13 protein-coding genes and 1 pseudogene are annotated in these 18,776 nt (G+C 67.3%); 2 read left to right on the top strand and 12 right to left on the bottom strand.

The genetic code is table 11. The features are described from left to right. Nucleotides 1–520: 520 nt before the first annotated feature. Nucleotides 521–1,596: pseudogene (locus J2Z30_RS47460) on the bottom strand (LLM class flavin-dependent oxidoreductase). A 452-nt stretch (nucleotides 1,597–2,048) separates the two neighbouring features. Between J2Z30_RS47460 and J2Z30_RS47455 the strand changes: the two are divergent. After that, on the top strand, nucleotides 2,049–2,876 hold the full coding sequence (locus tag J2Z30_RS47455; RefSeq protein ID WP_044566447.1) for a M55 family metallopeptidase: 828 nt from the start codon (nucleotides 2,049–2,051) through the stop codon (nucleotides 2,874–2,876). A gap of 207 nt (nucleotides 2,877–3,083) precedes the next feature. On the opposite strand, the gene J2Z30_RS47450 is transcribed toward J2Z30_RS47455, so the two are convergent. Together J2Z30_RS47450 and J2Z30_RS51225 are read right to left on the bottom strand one after the other, a co-directional pair. Then, nucleotides 3,084–4,562: an ISL3 family transposase gene (locus tag J2Z30_RS47450; RefSeq protein ID WP_308280280.1), complete on the bottom strand. Its 1,479-nt coding sequence runs from the start codon at nucleotides 4,560–4,562 to the stop codon at nucleotides 3,084–3,086. A 346-nt stretch (nucleotides 4,563–4,908) separates the two neighbouring features. Beyond that, on the bottom strand, nucleotides 4,909–5,463 hold the full coding sequence (locus J2Z30_RS51225) for a pentapeptide repeat-containing protein (RefSeq protein WP_281062852.1): 555 nt from the start codon (nucleotides 5,461–5,463) through the stop codon (nucleotides 4,909–4,911). Between the two features lie 45 nt (nucleotides 5,464–5,508). Between J2Z30_RS51225 and J2Z30_RS47440 the strand changes: the two genes are divergently transcribed. Continuing rightward, on the top strand, nucleotides 5,509–6,786 hold the full coding sequence (locus tag J2Z30_RS47440; protein WP_372453421.1) for an IS701 family transposase: 1,278 nt from the start codon (nucleotides 5,509–5,511) through the stop codon (nucleotides 6,784–6,786). A 24-nt stretch (nucleotides 6,787–6,810) separates the two neighbouring features. Here the strand turns inward: J2Z30_RS47440 and J2Z30_RS52010 are convergent, their stop codons facing one another. The 9 genes from J2Z30_RS52010 to J2Z30_RS47395 form a co-directional block, all read right to left on the bottom strand. Beyond that, nucleotides 6,811–7,173, bottom strand: a complete 363-nt coding sequence (locus J2Z30_RS52010; RefSeq protein ID WP_372453420.1) for a helix-turn-helix domain-containing protein — start codon at nucleotides 7,171–7,173, stop codon at nucleotides 6,811–6,813. 840 nt (nucleotides 7,174–8,013) lie between these two features. Next, nucleotides 8,014–10,329, bottom strand: a complete 2,316-nt coding sequence (locus J2Z30_RS47430) for a glycoside hydrolase family 3 N-terminal domain-containing protein (RefSeq protein ID WP_044566445.1) — start codon at nucleotides 10,327–10,329, stop codon at nucleotides 8,014–8,016. A gap of 336 nt (nucleotides 10,330–10,665) precedes the next feature. Then, nucleotides 10,666–11,811, bottom strand: coding sequence for a cellulase-like family protein (locus J2Z30_RS47425; RefSeq protein WP_209469150.1), 1,146 nt, complete (start codon nucleotides 11,809–11,811; stop codon nucleotides 10,666–10,668). Nucleotides 11,812–11,816: 5 nt separating this feature from the next. Then, the gene (locus J2Z30_RS47420; protein ID WP_078956360.1) at nucleotides 11,817–12,626 is read right to left on the bottom strand and encodes a creatininase family protein; all 810 of its coding nucleotides are present in this window, start codon (nucleotides 12,624–12,626) and stop codon (nucleotides 11,817–11,819) included. Nucleotides 12,627–12,632: 6 nt separating this feature from the next. Continuing rightward, nucleotides 12,633–13,619 (bottom strand): aldo/keto reductase, encoded by a 987-nt coding sequence (locus J2Z30_RS47415; protein WP_052701082.1) that lies wholly within the window; start codon nucleotides 13,617–13,619, stop codon nucleotides 12,633–12,635. A gap of 36 nt (nucleotides 13,620–13,655) precedes the next feature. Then, nucleotides 13,656–14,888, bottom strand: coding sequence for an NAD(P)/FAD-dependent oxidoreductase (locus J2Z30_RS47410; protein ID WP_044580610.1), 1,233 nt, complete (start codon nucleotides 14,886–14,888; stop codon nucleotides 13,656–13,658). A gap of 21 nt (nucleotides 14,889–14,909) precedes the next feature. Further along, nucleotides 14,910–15,224 (bottom strand): MocE family 2Fe-2S type ferredoxin, encoded by a 315-nt coding sequence (locus J2Z30_RS47405; protein ID WP_044566443.1) that lies wholly within the window; start codon nucleotides 15,222–15,224, stop codon nucleotides 14,910–14,912. 2 nt (nucleotides 15,225–15,226) lie between these two features. Continuing rightward, nucleotides 15,227–16,327: a fatty acid desaturase family protein gene (locus J2Z30_RS47400; protein ID WP_044580609.1), complete on the bottom strand. Its 1,101-nt coding sequence runs from the start codon at nucleotides 16,325–16,327 to the stop codon at nucleotides 15,227–15,229. An 87-nt stretch (nucleotides 16,328–16,414) separates the two neighbouring features. Beyond that, nucleotides 16,415–18,727, bottom strand: coding sequence for a beta-N-acetylhexosaminidase family protein (locus tag J2Z30_RS47395; protein ID WP_044566442.1), 2,313 nt, complete (start codon nucleotides 18,725–18,727; stop codon nucleotides 16,415–16,417). Nucleotides 18,728–18,776: the final 49 nt, after the last annotated feature.

Here is an 18,776-nt window from a genome sequence, read left to right as displayed (position 1 = left end):
GCCGACCACCGTGCATACCGACCGCCCCGCCCCGCCCCGCCCCGGCCCGACCTCGCCCCGAGCCCGGCCCCGCCCCGAGCCCGGCCCCGGCCCCAACCCGGCCCCGGCCCCAACCCGACCGCCCCCCCTGACGCGCTCGACAACGCACCGCGATAGCTGGCGTTTCCGCACTTCTGGGAAGTACCTCTGCCTCTCGTACCGACGGTCCGGGGCAGACGTACTCCTCCGGCCTCGTCCCGGGGCCCCCTACGGGGTGGGGTGCTTCTTGCTGACGGCCGGTCCGCAGGCGGTCACGTTCTTCTCTTCGGGCACCGCGGTGAGGGCCGTGGGTCCGCAGGGTCTCCACGAGGGTGCCGTCAGTCCGCGCGCTCGCCTCTCACTCACCGAGGACTCGTGGATGTTCATCACAAATGGCCTCTCCGGCACCAGCGTTGCTCATCATCACCGTTCCCGGAACGGAAAGGGGTGAGGTGCGTGGAGCGCCGGACAGGGGTGGGTGCGTGCGGGCCGGGCGGTCCGTTCAGATGAGGAGTTCCGCGAGCCGGGCCATCTCCGTGGACGGGTCGACCACCGGTTGGATGAGGAGTTCGTCGATGCCCGCCTGTTCCAGGGCGGTGATACGGGTGAGAAGGTCGTCACGGGTGCCGACCAGGGCCAGGGCGTTCATCAGCTGGGGCAGGACCAGGTCCCGGTCCTGGGGCGCGATGCGTCCGAGATAGCCGGGGTAGATCTTGGTGTACCGGTCCGGCGCGGTGGCGGTGGTGCCCCGCCTTCCGAGGAGTTGTCGCACCGCCTGGCGTTCATCGGGGCCGAGCTGCTGGGCGAAGGCAGGTGTGTCGGCGGCGAAGTCCAGCAGCGACAGGACCAGGTGACCCGTCGCGTCCCGGGCCGCGTCGCTGTGCGGGTCCTCGTCCTCGTGAAGCATATGGAGGGAGGTGACCAGGTAGGAGTCCGCCCGGGAGAGCGTGGGGGAGGGGGAGTCGGGGTCGCGGGGCGTGCTGTGAGCGGCTTGGCGGCGGGCGTCGTGCAGTGCATGCCAGGCGGTGGGATCACACAGACCGACCGAGATCAGGCCTGCGCCGCGGCGCCCGGCGACAGCGGCGGCTTTGGGCCCGTGCAGCGCCGCGACGACGAACTCGATCGGATCGGTGGTGTTCACATGCCCCCCGGCGTGCAGGAGGCGGATATCGCGGACCCGGTCACCCTCGCGGTACTCGGTCGAGCGTCCGGCACACACAGGTCCTGCAGCGCCGCGGTGAAGTCCTCCAGCGCGGCTGCCCTGGTCGGCGGCATGCCCAGGGTGCGCCGGGCGGTGTTCCCGGTGCCGACCCCGCAGATGATCCGGCCCGGCGCCAGGGCATTGAGGCTGGCGAACCCGCTCGCCGCCGCCGGGGCCGAGCGCAGCGCCGCTGAGGTCACGCCGATACCGAGCCTGATGCGTCGGGTGGCCTTCGCGCACAGGCCCAGGGCGACGAAGGGGGCGCCGTGGACCATCGGGGTGTCGTAGACCCAGAAACTGTACAAGCCCAACTCCTCGGCCCGCACGGCGAGATCCTCCACACCGGGCTGCGCGGCGACGACGACGCCTGCACGCATCCAGACCTCCAAGGTATGAGGGTCGAACCGAGCCTGCTCAGCACGACAGGCCCCCGGCGGCCGGAGCGGAGCCCAGCCAGACCGCGGTGACGGCCTTCCGCACCGCCCGCCATGTCACACAACACGCGCGTTCCAGGGGAGGCCCGGGTCAACACGCCACCCCGACGGCCACGCCGGACCGCAGCGTACAGCTCGACCCTCGACATCTGCCGCACGACCAGGCCCCTCCCAGGAAACACCCTGACACTTTCCTGACAAGCCCTCAACCGCCGCCAAAATGCGGGTTCTGGCTCAACTTCTGTGACGTGGCCACGCTGAGTGACGGAAGGTCTGCTGGATGACTCGGGAAGTTGCCCCGGAGACGAGCCTGAAAGTCTTGCAGATGGGGGAGCCGTTGATGGTGTGGCCGACATCGTCCATGTGATCATCACAGTCTTGGAGGACTTGGCCCAATGCGGATCTACATCAGTGTGGACATGGAAGGCATTACGGGGCTCGTTGACACCGACGATGTCCAGCCCGGCGGCCGGGACTACGAGCGCGGACGTCAGATGATGGCCGAGGACGTCAACGCGGCCGTCCGGGGAGCGGTCACAGCAGGCGCCACCCACATCACCGTGAACGATGCACACGGCCCCATGCGCAACCTTCTGCCCGAGGCCCTGCACCCGGCGGCCCGCCTCATCCGTGGCAAACCCAAGAACATGGGCATGCTGGACGGCCTCGCTGCCGACCACGACGCCGTGATCTGCGTCGGGTACCACTCCCGAGCCGGCACACTCGGTGTGCTGAGCCATAGTTTCATGGGGCATGAAATCGAGGACATGTGGCTGGACGGCCGGCCGGTGGGAGAGATCGGCCTGGCCCAAGCAACCGCAGGAGCTCTTGGTGTTCCCGTGGCGGTCCTCACCGGCGACGACCGCGCCTGCGAAGAAATGACGGAGTGGGACGCCTCGGTCACCACCGTGGCCGTGAAGTACGCCCGCGACCGCTTCGCGGCCGAACTACGCCCTGCGGACGAGGCACGTACGGCAATCGAAAAGGCCGTTGCCTCAGTTTGTGCTGCACCGAGGGTCCCGTCGACGGCTTCTGAACCGGCTACCCTCACGGTCCGATGGCAGTCGGCCTCGGTGGCCTCCGCGCTTCAGGGAATTCCCGGGGTCACCGCCACGGACTTCCGGACAGTTCAAGCGCAGGGCGCTCTGCCCAGCCTCTACCGTCAGTTTGGAGTGTGGATGCGGGTGGCGGCTTCCATGACCAATCAGCCACCGTACTGCTGACTACTGTAAACGGAACTGAATCGCACGGGTCTCACCCGACGTTGCACAGCACCGAGCGACGGTAGGTAACGAACGCGGACTGACGGGTCAGGCCCTCGAGCGGCCAGGGCGGCAGCTGGGCTGCCGGTATCGCAGCAGCCGGTCCCGGGGTTCAGCCGCTCCTGTTCTCTGGCCCAGGCTGTTTAGGTGACTGGCGAGGCACGCCAGTCACCTGTACAGCAGGACCCGCTTGCGCAGGAGCGAGAAGCTGGCGCGGCCGAACATCTGGCGCTTGAGTATCTTGATCCGGTTCACATGGCCTTCGACGGCGCCTGAGTTCCAAGGCAGGGTCAGCCCGGCGACGACGGCAGCGCGGTCGCGGTCGATGCCGGCGGCGAGGGTGTGGAGGCTGGGCAGGTCGTCCTGCCGGACGGCGTCCAGCCAGTCCGGAAGGCGTTCGCCCTGGCGCTCGGTGAGCATGACCGCGAAGGACCGGACGTGACGGGTGAGGGCGTCGAGTTCGGGGCAGTGCGTCCGGACAGTCTTGAGCTGGAGCTGTTCGGGCTCGGTGAGGGTTTCCGGGCGGCTGAGGATCCATCCGGCGACCTTCCGCGGTGAGGGCGGCCGCGCGGTCACCGGTTGCGGCGAGGTTCGCTTCTTGTGCAGGTAGGCACGGACGCGCTGGTAGCTGCCTTTGTAGCCGAGCGGCACGATCTCCTCCCATAGCTTCCAGGCGTTGGTGCAGCCCTCGCTCCAGCGGTCGTCGAGGTAGGTCTTGTACTCGTCGAGGACGGAGGCCCGGTTCTGCCACTGCCCGACGAAAAGCCCTTCGGGCGTCTCAGCACGGGAGAACCGCAGGACAGTGTTCTGGCTCATGCCCAGCTGCCGTGCCACGGACCGTTTGCTGTGTCCGGCGGCCAGCAGTGCGTGAATGGTGGCGTGCTTGGCACGGGTGCGCTCGGCAAACCGATGGCCCGTCGGCCAGGGTGAGCTGGACGGCTTCTCTTCTGCTGTGGGCTCCAGCTCGGGGTCGGGGGCCGCAGGAACGAGGGCTCGGAGGCAGTGGCGGTGCTGGGCGACGGCCCGTTCGGCGGCTTCGCTCAGGTTATGCCAGAGGTGCCACCGGTCCGCGACCTGGACAGCCTGCGGGGCGCCGGCGGCGGCGCCGTCAGCGAAGAAAGGTGCCCGGTCCCGGCACACGACCTCAACGCCTGGCCGGTCGGCGAGCCAGGCCGTCAGGCTGGATGCCTCCCGGTCGGGCAGCAGGTCGATGGGACGGCGGGTGTCGATGTCGACGAGGACGGTGCCGTAGTGGCGGCCCTTGCGGGTGGCGTACTCATCAACGCCGACCACACGTGGGGCAGCAACCTCCGGCTCGGGAAGAGCATCGACCAGCCGGAGCACCGTACTGCGGCTCACGGACACCCCGAGGACGCGGGCAATGCGGGCTCCGGCCCGGCCCGCAAGGGCCAGACCGACCGCCGCCAGGGCCGAGCGCAGCCGATCGGTCCGCTGACTATGTCGGCGTGTCAGGCCGGGTGACTGCTCGACGAAAGTGCGGCGTGCGCACCCCGAGTTCCCACAGACGAACCGACGGGCGGCGCTCAGCTGGAGAACAACGCTTCGTCCACCGCTTGGAACATCAGCGGGAAACCGCAGGTAGGAACCGTGAACCTGGTTCGACCAGACCCCGCAGGCCGGGCACACGGCGCCGTCCGCGGTACATCGCGCGTCAACACGCACTACCTCGACGTTTATGTCCACCGACAGCACCGCGAGATCCGCAATCGACGGGAAAACGTCTCCTTCAGCCGGAGCACGACCTCTTCCACGGCCCCGAACCCTCGGGCCAGTCGCCTCACCCACGAGTCGTTTTCGGGCGACTTCGCGTGTGCCCCGGAGAACCTCAGCTGTGACTCAACGTGACCGTGTCACAGAAGTTGAGCCAGAACCCGAATGGATCGACAAGCGACGTCACTACTGCTCAATAAAGCCAGGGGGCAGATGGATTAGTACTGCAGCTGTAGATCGTGATCTTGCCGCCAGGCAGGCCCTACTCGTTCGCGCCGTGCCCGGGTGGCCACCCGATGACGCCTTCCGCTTGAACGTTGCGCAAGGACGCTCCTTCGAACCGGGCACCGGTGACGTAGGTCAGCCCGAGCGGGGGAACGCCAGTGTTCACGCTTCCGAACCTGGCGTCGGTCAGATCGGTGTCGCGCAGGTCAGCATCTCGCAGATCGCATCCGGCCAGGCTGACCCCGCGCAGTGAAGCCCCACGCAGGTCTGCGTCGCTAAAGTCACAGAACTTGAACCAACACCCGTCCAGGGTGGCGTGGCGTAGATCGGCCCCGCTGAACGAGCAGCGGGTGAAACGCAGCCGCGACGTGCGAGCGGAAGCCAGGTTCTGGCCGGTGAAGTCCTCACCGTTCACGGCCGCATAGCTGTGGAGCGCGGCGAGTCGTTGTCTTGCGGTGAGTGGCGTGGTCATGTGCGCCAGCGTGTCAGCCGGGCTGGTGGCCGTCGCCCGGATTTCCGGCAGTTCGCCGTCCGTCAGCCGGTCACACAGGTCCGGGCTGGTGCGGGAGCAGGTGCGGCCACCGGTGATCATCGGTGTGTGAAGACAGAAGATCAGACGGTGGCCGCAGGTCACCGCATAGATCCCGTCCGTTGGCGGGAGGCGTTTGAGGTGGCCACGGGGCGTATCGCGGGCCGATTCGCCCGGGTCGAACCCCGGCGGCGGGCCGGGCGATTGGTGTTGGGACTGCTGGCGGACCTGCCGCGCAAGAACTGCTGGACGATCGCGGAGTGGGTCGGGGACGCGAATCCGCATGGCATGCAGCATCTACTGTGCCGGGCGGCCTGGGACGCCGATGCCGTCCGCGACGACGTCCGCGAGTACGTCGTGGAGCATCTGCACGACGAGGCCGCGGTGCTGGTCGTGGACGAGACCGGCGACGTGAAGAAGGGCACCCACACCGTTGGTGTCCAGCGCCAATACACCGGCACCGTCGGCCGGATCGAGAACTCCCAGGTCGCCGTCTGCCTTGTCTACGCTGGCGCCCGCGGGCACGCAGCGGTGGACCGCGAGCTGTACATCCCGCGCTCCTGGATCTCTGACCCCGACCGCTGCCGGGCGGCCGGACTCGGAGAGGACACTGACTTCGCGACCAAGCCGGAGCTGGCCCGCGTGATGATCGAACGGTTCCTGGACGCCGGACACCACGTCGGCTGGGTGACCGGCGACGAGGTCTATGGCGGCAACCCGAAACTGCGGTCCGCTCTGGAGGAACGTGGCCTGGGCTACGTGCTCGCAGTGGCCTGCTCGGCTGAAGTGACCACCGGGGCAGGCGAGTTCCGTGCGGATGCCCTGGCTGCCAAGCTGCCCCGGCGGGCCTGGCAGAAGCTGTCCGCCGGACAAGGAGCGAAGGGACAGCGTTTCTACGACTGGGCCGTGATCGATCTGGTCGCCACGGGATCAGAAGGGCGCCAGCTGCTGATCCGCCGCAACCGAGCCACCGGCGAACTGGCCTACTACCGCTGCCATTCCGCCCAGCTGGTGCCGCTGAACACTCTGGTAAGGATCGCCGGCTCCAGGTGGCGAGTGGAGGAAACGTTCCAGGCCGGAAAGGGCCTGGCCGGGCTCGACGTGCACCAGGTCCGTCGCTACCCCTCCTGGAGCCGCTGGGTCACCCTTGCCATGCTCGCCCACGCCTTCCTCGCCGTCGTCCGAGCCGACGAGCATGCCCACCGGCCGGGACCCGGCGGTCTGATCCCGCTGACCTGCAATGAGATCCAGCGACTGTTCATCACCGTTGCCGTCCGGCCTCTTCACGATCTGGCCCACCGGCTCGGCTGGTCCGACTGGCGACGCCGCCACCAGGCACGGTCACGGACCAGCCATTACCTACGACAAGCCGCATCCCAGACATGAAGATCACGATCTACAGCTGGAGTATTAGACAGCAAGCGTTCCTCTATATTTTTTCCGATAATTAAAGGGGGAAATATCGCTAACGCTTTTAAAGGTGTTGTTAAATGAACTGTCGGAACCGTACCCCAAATCGGCCGCGAGCTTACCGATGGGTGTATCTTCGGTCCTCAAGGAGCGCTCGGCGAGATGAATCCGTAGCCGCTTCAAGTACGTCATGGGCGGTATTCCGGCAACTACGCGAAAATGCTCGGAAAATGTAGTGCGAGACATAGCGCTGATTCGGGCCAGAGTCGCGAGTGTCCAAGGGTGAGCAGGCTGTGCATGAATGGCCGTCAGGATTGGTCTCAACTGATCGTCGGCTACCGCGCGTAGCCAACCGGGGGGCATGGACTCTGCCTTGCTCATGTAAATTCGAAGGGTCTCCAACAGCAGGAGTTGAGAGTACTGATCAACAGCAAAATTCCAACCCACTCGTGCTGTCGCCATCTCCCGTACGATTGCCGCACCGATTCCGCTAGCACCACCAGTGACCAGTGCAACCTTGCGGGCAAGGGGCAAGGGGCAAGGGGCAAGATGATTGACTCGTTACTTGCGAGCTACTGTGTCATGATTCTCTCCTTTATATGCCAGCCTGTACACAGCCGTGCAATTTGGCTGCCGGAAAGTTATTCCGATGTGGGTGGTCGGCCAATTGAGCCGCTATGCCGAGGGGCCCGGTTCTCTTCTGCTCACCACCGTATGAGCGGTGCCGTGGGGCCGTGAATGCGCGACCGTACGGGAAACTTGCCGAAACGTCCTGATGTGCTGTCCCGGTGCACGTGTCTTCAGCCACAACGATTACCGACCTTCAACGCGTGGGTGTCGGCGGTGGCTGACGGCCCGTGATCCCTGCGGTATGCCGATTGGATGAGGTATACGCAAGGGGGGCGGGCTGACCGATGAGCGGCCGGCCTTCCGCGAGTCGGCGCAGGGCCGGACCAGACTTGGACCCTGTCGCGGGTCAAGACCCTCATCGACCGCCGGTTCCGCAAGAGCGACACCGCGCAGGGAGTGGCCGCGCTGTTCAAGCGGCCGGTCGGCCGCGAAGCACTCGACGGACAAATCCGCCGTCAACACCTTCAGGTCATCCCGGAGATCGGCCATCTCGCATCTCCCCGGGGTGTCCCCCCCCGCAACGACACCCGCAGTCCGGCCGACATGCCACTGACCAGTGAGGCCGGCCAGGCCCTACCAGGCATCCCCCTCATGCACACGCACAGCCGTGAGAAGGCTGCGATCCTCGGTCAGCACCCGCACGGGGCCCTGCAACCCGACCGTGGTCCGCACCCCAGGCGCCTCGGCCGACGACGCGACCGAGAACTCGAACTCCCCCGGCTCCACGATCCACGCCGACTCCGGTCCGACGAACGCCAGCCGGTCCGCCGGCACCGTGAACTCGACGACGTGTGCCTCGCCCGGCGCCAGGCCGACGCGCGCCCAGCCCAGCAGCTGTCGCATCGGCCGGGTGACCGAGGCGACGAGATCGCGCACATAGAGCTGCACCACTTCGGCGCCGACGCGCTCACCGTCGTTGCGGACCCGGCACCGCACCCGAAGCGTGCCGGCGGTGTCCCAATGATCGGCGGTGACGCGCAGGTCACTGCAGGTAAAGGTGGTGTACGACAGGCCGTGTCCGAACGCGAACAGCGGACTGGGGTCCACGTTCGACACCGGGCTGCGACCACCGAGCCGTGGATGCCGGTACGAGTGGGGCTGGCCGGCGCAGTCGCGCGGAATGCTGACCGGCAGCCTGCCGCTCGGATTGACGCGCCCGGTCAGCACGCCCGCGATAGCCGGCGCTCCCTCTTCGCCCGGGAAGAACGCTTGAACGACGGCGGCCGCTCGGTCTGCGAAGGCCCCCATCGGATACGGCCGTCCGGTGACCAGGACCACCACCACCGGGGTGCCGGTGTCGAGCACCGCGTCGAGCAGCGCCTGCTGACGTCCCGGCAGTTCCAGCGCCGCAGCGTCGCTCCCCTCGCCGACAGTGCCCCGTCCGAACAGTCCCGCCCGGTCGCCGACCACGGCGATGCACACATCCGCACTCTCGGCGGCTGCCGCCGCCGCCGCGATCGTATCGGCGGCGTCGGCCTCGGCCTCCGCGTCGGCGCGTACCGCGCAACCGGGCGCGTGGACGACTTCGGTCCCGTCCGGCAGCTGTTCGCTCAGCGCCGCCAGCACGGTGGGCAGGTCGATGCCGATCGGCGTGCCGGGGGGAGTCTGCACGTGGTTGGTGAAGCTGTAGTTGCCGAGCATGGCCTCGGGCGAGTCGGCGTTCGGACCCACCACTGCCACCCTCGCGACCGGTCGCAGCGGCAGGATCCCCTGGGGATTGCTCAGCAGGATCACCGATTCCTCGGCGAGCCGTCGGGCCACCGCACGAAAATCCGGCGGATCGACATCGACCGCCTGGGCGTTCTCGACGGCCTCGGCGAACACGCCGAGTTCGAGCTTGTGGCGGAGCACCAGTCGCACCGACCGGTCCACCAGTTCCATCGGGCAGGCGCCGCTGCGGACGCGTTCCGCAAGCGGGGCCAGGTAGGCCCGGCCCGCCGGCAACTCGATATCGACCCCGGCCGACAGTGCGAGCACCGCCGCGTCGCCGAGGTCGGCAGCCACGTCGTGCAAAGTGTGCAGGAACGTCACACCGAAGTAGTCAGCGACCACAACACCTTCGAATCCCCAGCGAACGCGCAACAGCTCGGTGAGCAGCCGTGGGTCGGCGGCGACCGGGGTGCCGTCGATCTCGGCATAGGAGTGCATCACCGCACGCGGACGGGCGTTCTTGACCACCATTTCGAAGGGCAGCGCGAATACCTCGGCGACCTCGCGCGGCCCCGCGTGCACCGGCGCCAAGTTGCGTCCGCCGCGCGAGTTCGAGTAGCCGAGAAAATGCTTGACGGTCGCACCGGGGCCGGCGGACTGCAGGCCGTCGACGTACGCCGTGCCCAGGACGCCCACCAGGTACGGGTCTTCGGAGATGCACTCCTCCACCCGGCCCCATCGCGGATCTCGAACGACATCGAGCACCGGGGCCAGTCCGAGGTGGATGTTCAGCTGCCGCATGGTCGACCCGATCTGCCCGGCCATCTCGCCAACCAGGCCCGCGTCCCAGCTAGCGCCCCAAGCCAGCGGGGAAGGGTACGTGGCGGCGCCGTACAGTTGCAGTCCGGTCAGACATTCCTCGTGGACCAGCGCCGGGATGCCGAAGCGGCTGTGCCGCACGGCATCGCGCTGCAGGCCGCGGGCGAATTCCAGCCGTTCCGCCACGGTGCCGGCCCGGCTTCCGAGCGGTCGGGTGAACTGGCCGAGGCCGTGTTCGAGCAGCGTCGTGTCCTGGAACGTGTCCGTGAGCATCTCGCCTTGCATCGGTGCCACGGTTTCACCGGGCGGACCGCTGCCCTCCGGCCACACGGAGGCCAGTTGCGCGAGTTTCTCCGGCAACGTCATCGCGGCCATGATGGCGTCGATATCGCATCCTGCGGCCCACTGAGGTGTGGTCACAGCGTTTCCTCCTGGGGCGGCCTACGGCCGTAAATGATTCTGGTACCGGTAAGGGAGCCTGCCGACGGTGTGGACACCGGGGTGCGGCGGCTCATCGTGTCGGCGCGCGACGGGAACTGTGCGCGAGACGAAGTGGCCAGGCCATAACCACGCCCTCCGGCGGGAGCACAGAAGCACTAACGGGCCGCGTTCACCAGTAGCCGCCGACACGGAGTGGGACAAAACTACGCCGGATCTCCGCCGGCCTCTTGGAGAAAACTTGCGTTGCACTTGGAAAAACCTGCTTGTTTCTCCGCTCACGTCCGGACCCTGCGAGCCGTACGTTTTCCCTGGTTGTCATCCGCCACCCCTGATACGGGCGGTCTGTGCGCGGTGCCATCCGGTATCTGCCCACATCCCGGCGTGGTGCGGCTGCGAGAAGTTACTTGTGCAGATCCCCTGCCAGCCTCGCTCCAACGCCATGCCGACCGCGTGCTCGGCAACGTCCTTGACGTAGTCCCACCCGCTCCAGCCGGGAACGAGCTCTGGTGACCAGCCCACTGACGCCCATCCCTCGGTCGTCCACAAGGGCAACCCACGGTCAGCCGCCCAGCCCTGCCACACGTCGAGCAGCGCCTCCAGCTCGGCCAGAAAGACTTCCCGTTCGGCCGGGTAGTACCGCTGCACCAGGCTCTGGTGTTCGGCGAGCCCGCGGATGTCGTTCTCGAAATCACCGGTCCATTTCGTTCTGGCGACGAAACGTGGGCATCCCGCAACGAGCCACAGGTGCGGTTCGGCGAGGTCGAAAGCAGCCGTCGAAAGCCGCATCACGTCCGTACTCAACGGCGGCGTCACGCCTCGGAGATAGTACGAAAACGTCACAGGAATTCCGGGGAACTGCCGCTTGACCGCGATCAGTGACTCCTGGTAGCTGTCGATGCGCCGAATCTGCTCCTGCGTGAACGGCTCATTCAGCGCGAAGACCGACTGGATCTCACCGAACAGCTGCTTGGCGATGCCCGGAGCCCAGGCCGGCCACTCGTTGCACAGATCGACATATGCCACGACATCACTGAGACCGGCGTCTTGGATTACTCCGAGAGTTTCCAACCAGATCCTTGAAAGATCGGCCGGAGTGACCACCTGCGCCGCGCGTCCGGTCGAGTCGGGAGTGAACCAGGTGGAGAGACCCGCCTGGATTCCCCGCCGACGCAGCCCGGCCAGGAACGCGATCAATGCCTCCCGTGGCCGCACGGTGACGGTCGAGTGGTTCCCCCACATGAACCCCGGAGGCTGCGGCAGAGCAGTGATCTCGTCGGGCCGCCGCCCGGAGCTGTCGGCGGCGATCCAGTGCGGAAAGGCGTCGATGCGCACGACGTCGTAGCCGCGCTCGGCCAGCTCGTCGAGGACCCGCTCGCCATCCGCGTACTCCGCCTCGTCACCGAACCGGCGCAGCAACCAGGAGTAGTCCCACATCGTGATGGACCGGACAGGTGCGGACATGATCCTCACTCCTCCCGCAGGGTGCACCACTCGTCGGTGCGGGCGGCCACACGTCGCCAGACCTGCTCGGCTTCGGCGAAGGGCATGAACGGGACATCCTCGATGCCGGGCAGGGGGTGGCAGTCCTCGACGATGCTCTTGAGCGCGGCGAGGCTGCTTTCCACGATCGCGCGTCCCTCGCTCTCGGTGGCGAGATGTGCGTCTTCGCCTTGGGCGAAGCGGCCCAGTGTGCTGCCGCGCCGGTCGTCAAGGCGATCCAGCCTGACCAGTTCGGGGCGCAGGTACATCAACTGGGATATCTCATAGCGTCCCGCGTGGTCGCCTTCGAAGCGTCCGGCGACGAGTTCCGGGTCGCTGACGGCGACGATCGGGACGGGGCGGGCGCGGCGGAATTCCTCCGCGACGAGCCGCAGGTCGCGCTGGTTGCCATTGTGCCCGGTGACGACGACGACAGCGCGGAAACCCGCGTTGACAAAGGCCCGGAGCTGAAAGACGAGCAGCCGCAGGACAACGTCGGGGGGAAGGCTGCCCATCCGTGGATTCACATCGCCCACGACCTCCCTCAACCACGGCCGGTGATATCCCGTTTCATGGATGTGATACGTCTGGGTCGGTGCGACGATTCCACCGAAGCGGCGGGCGGATTCCTCACACATGTACGCCGCCTTGTGAGTGTCCAGGCCGAAGGCGGCCACGTGTCCGTGCGGCTCGCACAATCCCATCGGCAGGTACACCAGGGGGAGTCGCTCCAGCCGCTGCTCGAACTCACGCGGCAACAGGTCTTCCCAGCGGACCGTTTCAGTCTGAGTGGTCATGGTCCATTACTCCGCGAAAATCTTGGTTTCGTTGAAATTCTTGATGAATCGGTGCTTGAAACGGAGTCGATCGAAGACCTCCGCGGGCAGTGCCGGTTCCTCAAGCGCCGCGATGTTCTCCTCGCAGTACGCCCGTACGTGCATCGAGGAGATCGCCGTGGTGACGCCAGGGGACTGAATGACGAACTTCAGCGCCAGCGCTGCGAGAGAACCGGCGTATGCGGGCACGTACTGTCGTAGCGCATCGACCTTTTTGAGATAGACCGAGCGGGGAACGATGTCGTCGAAGTATCGGTGCCGGTAGTCGTCTTCGTCGAATGCCGTGTCCTCGGTGAGGGTGCCGGTCAGTCCCCCCTCGTCCAGGACGCATCGGGCGACCACCGCGACGTCGTGCCTCTGACATGCCGGCAGGAGATTGTCCAGGGCGAGAGGGTCGAAGATGTTGATGATGGATTGGACGGAGTCGATCAGACCGCTCTCCACCAGCGGCAGCGCCATGTCACAGCGGTGGTCCGGAATCGAGACGCCGATGTGCCGTACCAGCCCGTCCTCTTTCAGCTGCCGCAATTCATCCATCCAGTACCCGGTGACTCCCCACGTCGGCCACCAGATGTGGAGCTGCACGAGGTCGACGTGGTCCAGCGCGAGTTCTGTGAGCGAGCGCAGGGCGCCGGCTCGGACGTGGCCGGGCGGGTAGGCGTCTTCGGGGGCCACGGGTGTGCCCCAGCCTCGCGGGCCCGCGAGCGACTCGATCTTCGTCGCGACGTAAGGACGTTGCCCGGACCACTGCCGCAGGGCCTTGCCGACGATGCGCTCGGAGTTGCCGTAGGCACGAGCGGTGTCGATGAAGGACACCCCACGGTCCAATGCGTACAGGAGACTGTCGATCCAGTCGGATTCCTCATGGTCGCCGAACCAGCCGGCGAATCCCATGGTCCCGAAGCCGAGCTTGCTGATCGGTTCGCCGGAGCGAGGGAACGGGGTACTGCGCACCGAATGTCCTCCCTTGTGCTGTGACGTGCCGTGGGATCAGTGGGGTTCCTGCCTCAGCAGCGCCTTGAGGCTGACGGTCGGATCCGCCAGTGTCGTCGGATGCGGCGTTGCCCGGCGGGCGATGAGCAGCTCGGCAAGCCGGATGTCCCGTGCCGCCGCGCTTTCGGTGCCTATCGCGCTCGCCGTCAGCAGTCGCCCGTCCGGGCCGAGACCGAAACGGATCTCGACGCCGTCATGGCGTCGCCGTACGACCTCGGTCGTGGCGGCGTCGGGCAGCCCGGCGATGTGCAGGGTGAGGTCGTATTGATCCGACCAGAACCACGGAACGGTCGCGAACGGCTCGTCGGCTCCGAGCATGTTCCGTGCCGCCGCGCCGCCCTGATCCCGGGCGTTGCGCCAGGACTCCAGCCGAATACGGCGGCCGCCGTAGAGCGGGTGCGGCCACGAACAACAGTCACCGGCGGCGAAGACGTCAGGATCGGATGTCGTCAGCCGGGTGTCGACCCGCACCCCGTTGTCGACGGCGAGCCCTGCCTTATGCGCCAGCGCGGTCTCCGGCACCGCACCGATGCCCGCCACGACCGTGTCACACAGCAGCGTCTCGCCGGTGGTCAGTCCGAGCAGCGTCGCCCCGTCGCGGCGCTCCAGCCGGGCGACACCGGTTCCGCAGCGCACATCGACTCCGGCCCGCTCGTGGCGCGCGGCGACGACGGCGGCGATCTGCGGAGTCGTGCCGCGGCTCATCAGCCGTGGTGCGAGCTCGACCACCGTCACGGCGCAGCCGCGCAAGGTGGCGCTCGCCGCCAGCTCCAGACCGATGAAGCCGCCACCGATGACGCCGATGCGCGCGCCGGGCCGCAACCGGTCCCGCAGGGCGAGCGCGTCACTGTGGCTGCGCAGATAGCGCACGCCGTCCGCTGCCGCTCCGGGGATCGGCAGCGGACGGGCGGTCGCCCCGGTGGCCACAAGCAGCCGTCGGTAGGCGATCCGGCGCCCATGGGCGAGTACCACTTCGTGGTTGTCGCGATCGATGTCGGTCGCCGTGGTCCCGGCGATGAAATCGATGCCCCCGTTCCGCAACATCTCTGCGTCGCAGATCGTCGCCGGAGCCGACGCATGCGGTCCGGTCATCATGGACTTCGACAACGGCGGGCGCTCATAGGGCGGCACGGCCTCCGCGCCGACCAGCGTGAGCGGTCCGTTCCAGCCCGCCTCGCGCAGTGCGAACGCCGCCCGCGCACCGCACTCGCCGCCTCCGACGACCACCATCCCCGGCACGGTGCCCACGGCCTACCCGATTCCGATGTGGACGGTGCCGTCTTCGATCTTGACCGGGAAGGTCCGCAAGTCGACGAGCACCGGTGCTCCGGCGGCCTTGCCCGTGGTGTAGTCGAACCGGCCGTTGTGCTTGGGGCATTCAATGGTGTTGTCCATCACCAGCCCGTCGCACAGCGGCATCCGCTCGTGCGTGCAGTGTCCCGCGGTGGCGAAGAACTCGCCCTGTGGCGAGCGGTATACGGCGTAGTCCACCCCGTCGTGCCGGAACGGGATCACGTCTTCCGGGTCGATGTCGTCCACGGCACACGCGGCAATCCACTCGGACATCGTCAGGAACTCCTCTTGGGCTCGAGCGCGAGTGCGCGTCCGTCGGACCGCGGGTGGTAAGGAGGGGCACCTGGAGGCAGCTCGCGGTGTACGTAGTAGGTGGGGTCTTTCAGCTGGCGCAGCACCGCGGGGACGATCTCCTTGTAGGCCGCCCACAGCGAGGGATAGGCGGGCGCGAGATCGCTCTTGATCTCCTCGTGCAGCTCGGGCAGCTGGTGATAGGGAACCATGGGGAACATGTGATGCTCGACGTGGTAATTCATGTTCCAGTACAGGAACCGGTTGATCCTGCTCATGTACACGGTGCGGGTGTTGAGCCGATGGTCGAGTACGTTCTCGCCCATCCCGGCGTGCTGGGTGAGGCCGTAGACGCTGAGCATGAACGCGCCGTACAGCCGTGGTCCGCCGATGAGCATCGCCGGCAGGATCGAGCCGGACAGCACACAGGCGGCAATCGTGGCCACGTAGACGACCAGCCAGATCCGTGCGGTGCGGAACACCTTCGCCTGCTCGGACTCGGGGACGAACGTGCGTTCCGCGGCCGTGATCCGCCCGGCCGCGTGCAGGACCATGTCACCCAACGCCACCGGGACGTCGACGAGCCCGAAGAAGTTGGCCAGGATTCTGGCCAGTCGGGCGGGACGCATCACCAGGATCTCCGGATCGCGACCCAGAATCAGCGTGTCGGTGTGGTGTCGGGTGTGGCTCCACCGCCACACCGTGGGGTCCCTCATGACCATGAACGAGGCGAGCTGGTAGATCGAATGGTCCATCCAGCGGCTCTTGAACGCGGTGCCGTGGCCGCATTCATGCCACCGTGAGTCCGACGACGACCCGTACAGCACCCCGTACGCGGCGAAGAAGGGTACGGCGAGCCAGCCGCCCCAGAAGACGACGCCGAGAGCACCGCACGCCGCCATCGCCCCCAGCCAGATGGCCGTGTCACGGATCGCCGGGTAATCCGAGCGGCGCATCAGCTCCTTCATCCTCTTGCGCGGCATGTCACTGCGAAACCAGTCGGTTCCGCCGGCCAGCCCGGCCACCACCGCGTGCTCGGCTTCGGGGCCGACGAGGCTGTAGCGTTTGAGGCGTTCCCTACCCATCAGATTCATCCCTTCGTAGCTCATTCGGCGCCGAGTGCGGCGAGACGCGCCTTCGCCGCTGACCTCGGGGGCGCCCCGGCAGCGGCGTCAGCTCCACTGGCCCTCAGGGCGCAGGGCATCGGGTCCGATGACCGGCGGCCGCAGCGTGCCGTCCGGGAGTATGCGCAGCGTCCACAGTCCGCCCACGGCCGCGTCGGTGAACCATCGCGTGATGCCGTCGAGCGCGTCGCGATAGCGGCTCCACAGCTCGTTGTTCAGGTTGACCAAGGTGCCCAGGTCGCCCCTGTCCTCAACGCGCTCGGCCAGCTTCTGGATCAGTTGCAGCACCGGGGCCGTGCGCAGGGCCTCGTAGGCTCGCTTGAGCGCCTGCGTCTCCGATGCGGTGGGCCGATCGCCGCAGGTGGCGTCCCGGTAGGCCAGCGCGGCCTCGCCGACGTGCTCCAGGCAGTCGATGAAGAGCTGGTAGAGCTCGACACGGTGTTCCCAGAAGCCGGGCCGGTCGCCGTCCCGGAGGACGACAGCCTTCGTCCGCGCGACGCGCAACGCCTCGCGCACCTCGGCGAGGCGTGCCCGGATGCGCGGTATCTCATCCAGTTTCGCCTCTATGTCCGCGACGATCTGCGGAGGAACGGCGCCATGCACGCCCATGAATTCGAGTGCCTGGTTGATGGTCGGGGGGTACCAGTCCTGCGTGAAGACCTGCCATCCGAGGTCGTGGCACAGCCACTGTTCGTACCGTTCGAACAGGCGCATCGCCTCGGCTGCCTCGATGGCGGCCGCCTCGCCCCATTCGACGCCGAAGACGTCCCGGTAGTACTCATCCGGTGTCAGGTCGGGCTGCCACATCACCAGGGCGGTGTAGCGGGCGTTGTCGTCGACGGTCCGGGTGCGCCAGTGCTGCCAGATGATGCCGTCGATGCCGTAACGCCGCGCCTTGGCCATGATCGGCGGGTAGGCACTGACCTTGGGCTGTGGCAGCCACATCCGGAAGTCGATCTCCCACCAGTTGATCAGCCAGCGCTCCCGGTCCACTCCCTGGTAGTGGTCGAGCAAGGGCGGAGCCTCCCAGGGATCGACCTCCGTCATGGAGGACAGCACGACCTCCTCGGGCAGGTAGGGGCTGGCGTCGCGGAAGAGGTGTTCGATGTACCAGCCGGCCAGTGCGACCTGCTTGTCCGGAGCAAGTTCACGCAGGATGTCGTGTCCGAGCAGCACCCACTGCAGGAAGGTCTGTGCGCTCTCGGTGATGTCCTCCACGTCGTAGACCTGGGCACTCACCTTCCCCAGCAGGTCGTCGATCGTGTAGCGGGGGAGTGGGTGCTCCGCGCGGAACCGTGTGCACCGCTCGCAGGTGCATCCGGCCGTCCACCGCGAGGGACCCGTCTCCGTCTGCCAGAGCGTATAGGTGTCCACCTCGGGAAAGGTGGTGATCAGGCCGGTCAGCCAACCGGTCAGCAGCTCACGGGCGTCCGCGGAGCTCGGGCAGATCCCGAAGCCGTTCTCGCCGTACCGGGAGCCGGGATCGACCAGCGCGCGGAACTCCAGCGGCGGATCGGTCACCTCGATTCCTATGGTCGTGCGCATCCCCCGTTCCTTCGCATGGGCGAACGCCGCCCGGATGTCGGCCTCCGCCAGGCGAAAGCGCTCCTCGGGAGCGGTCGCGTCGATGGCCGAGCGCGCCCCGAAGGTGTCGTCGGCCAGATAGTCGGCGAAGTGCTCCCGACCGGCCACGAAATCGGAGATCCGGCCAGGGCGCTTGTGCCAGCGGGTCGTACGCGACGTGTCCCAGAACGCCTCGGTCCGCCGCTGCCCCTTGAAGGTGAACTGCCCGACCGGCTCGAAGGTGTAGAAGTGCATGGAGAACAGGTTCAACTTCAGCCGTGCGGCGCTGTCGATCACCCGGAGGTAGTCCTCTTTGTCCCAGGTGGACGGTCCGGTCAAGAAGTCGGTGTACGGCATGAAACCGCGGAGCCGGACGACGGGGGCCCGGTCGATGTCGCACGGTGGCACGGTCACCGGGCCGCGGCGGGGAAGGGACTCGCCGCTGAGGTAGAAACGGACCCCGAGCAGTTCCAGCAGTTCGTAGCTGCCGTAGAGGGCTCCTGCGTCATCGGCGCCGACCACCGCGACCACGTTGTCCTTGCCACGCAGGGCGTAGGAGCCGCTCTCGACGGGAGATGCCTGGGCACCGAGGTTTCCGAGCGCGTCCCGCACGTGCGGTTGCTCCGGTGTGCCGACCACGATGCACAGCGCGGCATCGGCTTCCAACCCGGCCGGTCCGGATTCGACTGTGTCCACCTCGGCTGCCCACAGCCTGCCTGCGAAGTCGCGCAGTTCTTCACACGCCCGGCGGGTGAGCGGGCCGGCTTCCGGTGAACTGACAATGGTGACCCTTTGCATGGGGCCTCTCCTCGTGGATCCTGGTGATCCGGTCAGGACTTGGTTTCCG

This window comes from Streptomyces iranensis (assembly GCF_017874715.1).
GTDB lineage: Bacteria > Actinomycetota > Actinomycetes > Streptomycetales > Streptomycetaceae > Streptomyces > Streptomyces iranensis.
This window is presented reverse-complemented; position numbering and strand designations above follow the sequence as displayed.

Excerpts from the sequence above, each read along its gene's own strand:
- J2Z30_RS47425 (WP_209469150.1), bottom strand. The coding sequence starts at position 11,811 with ATGTCCGCACCTGTCCGGTCCATCACGATGTGGGACTACTCCTGGTTG.
- J2Z30_RS47455 (WP_044566447.1), top strand. The coding sequence starts at position 2,049 with ATGCGGATCTACATCAGTGTGGACATGGAAGGCATTACGGGGCTCGTT.
- J2Z30_RS47400 (WP_044580609.1), bottom strand. The coding sequence starts at position 16,327 with ATGGGTAGGGAACGCCTCAAACGCTACAGCCTCGTCGGCCCCGAAGCC.
- J2Z30_RS47420 (WP_078956360.1), bottom strand. The coding sequence starts at position 12,626 with ATGACCACTCAGACTGAAACGGTCCGCTGGGAAGACCTGTTGCCGCGT.
- J2Z30_RS51225 (WP_281062852.1), bottom strand. The coding sequence starts at position 5,463 with ATGATCACCGGTGGCCGCACCTGCTCCCGCACCAGCCCGGACCTGTGT.
- J2Z30_RS47395 (WP_044566442.1), bottom strand. The coding sequence starts at position 18,727 with ATGCAAAGGGTCACCATTGTCAGTTCACCGGAAGCCGGCCCGCTCACC.
- J2Z30_RS47410 (WP_044580610.1), bottom strand. The coding sequence starts at position 14,888 with ATGGTGGTCGTCGGAGGCGGCGAGTGCGGTGCGCGGGCGGCGTTCGCA.
- J2Z30_RS47405 (WP_044566443.1), bottom strand. The coding sequence starts at position 15,224 with ATGTCCGAGTGGATTGCCGCGTGTGCCGTGGACGACATCGACCCGGAA.
- J2Z30_RS52010 (WP_372453420.1), bottom strand. The coding sequence starts at position 7,173 with ATGCCCCCCGGTTGGCTACGCGCGGTAGCCGACGATCAGTTGAGACCA.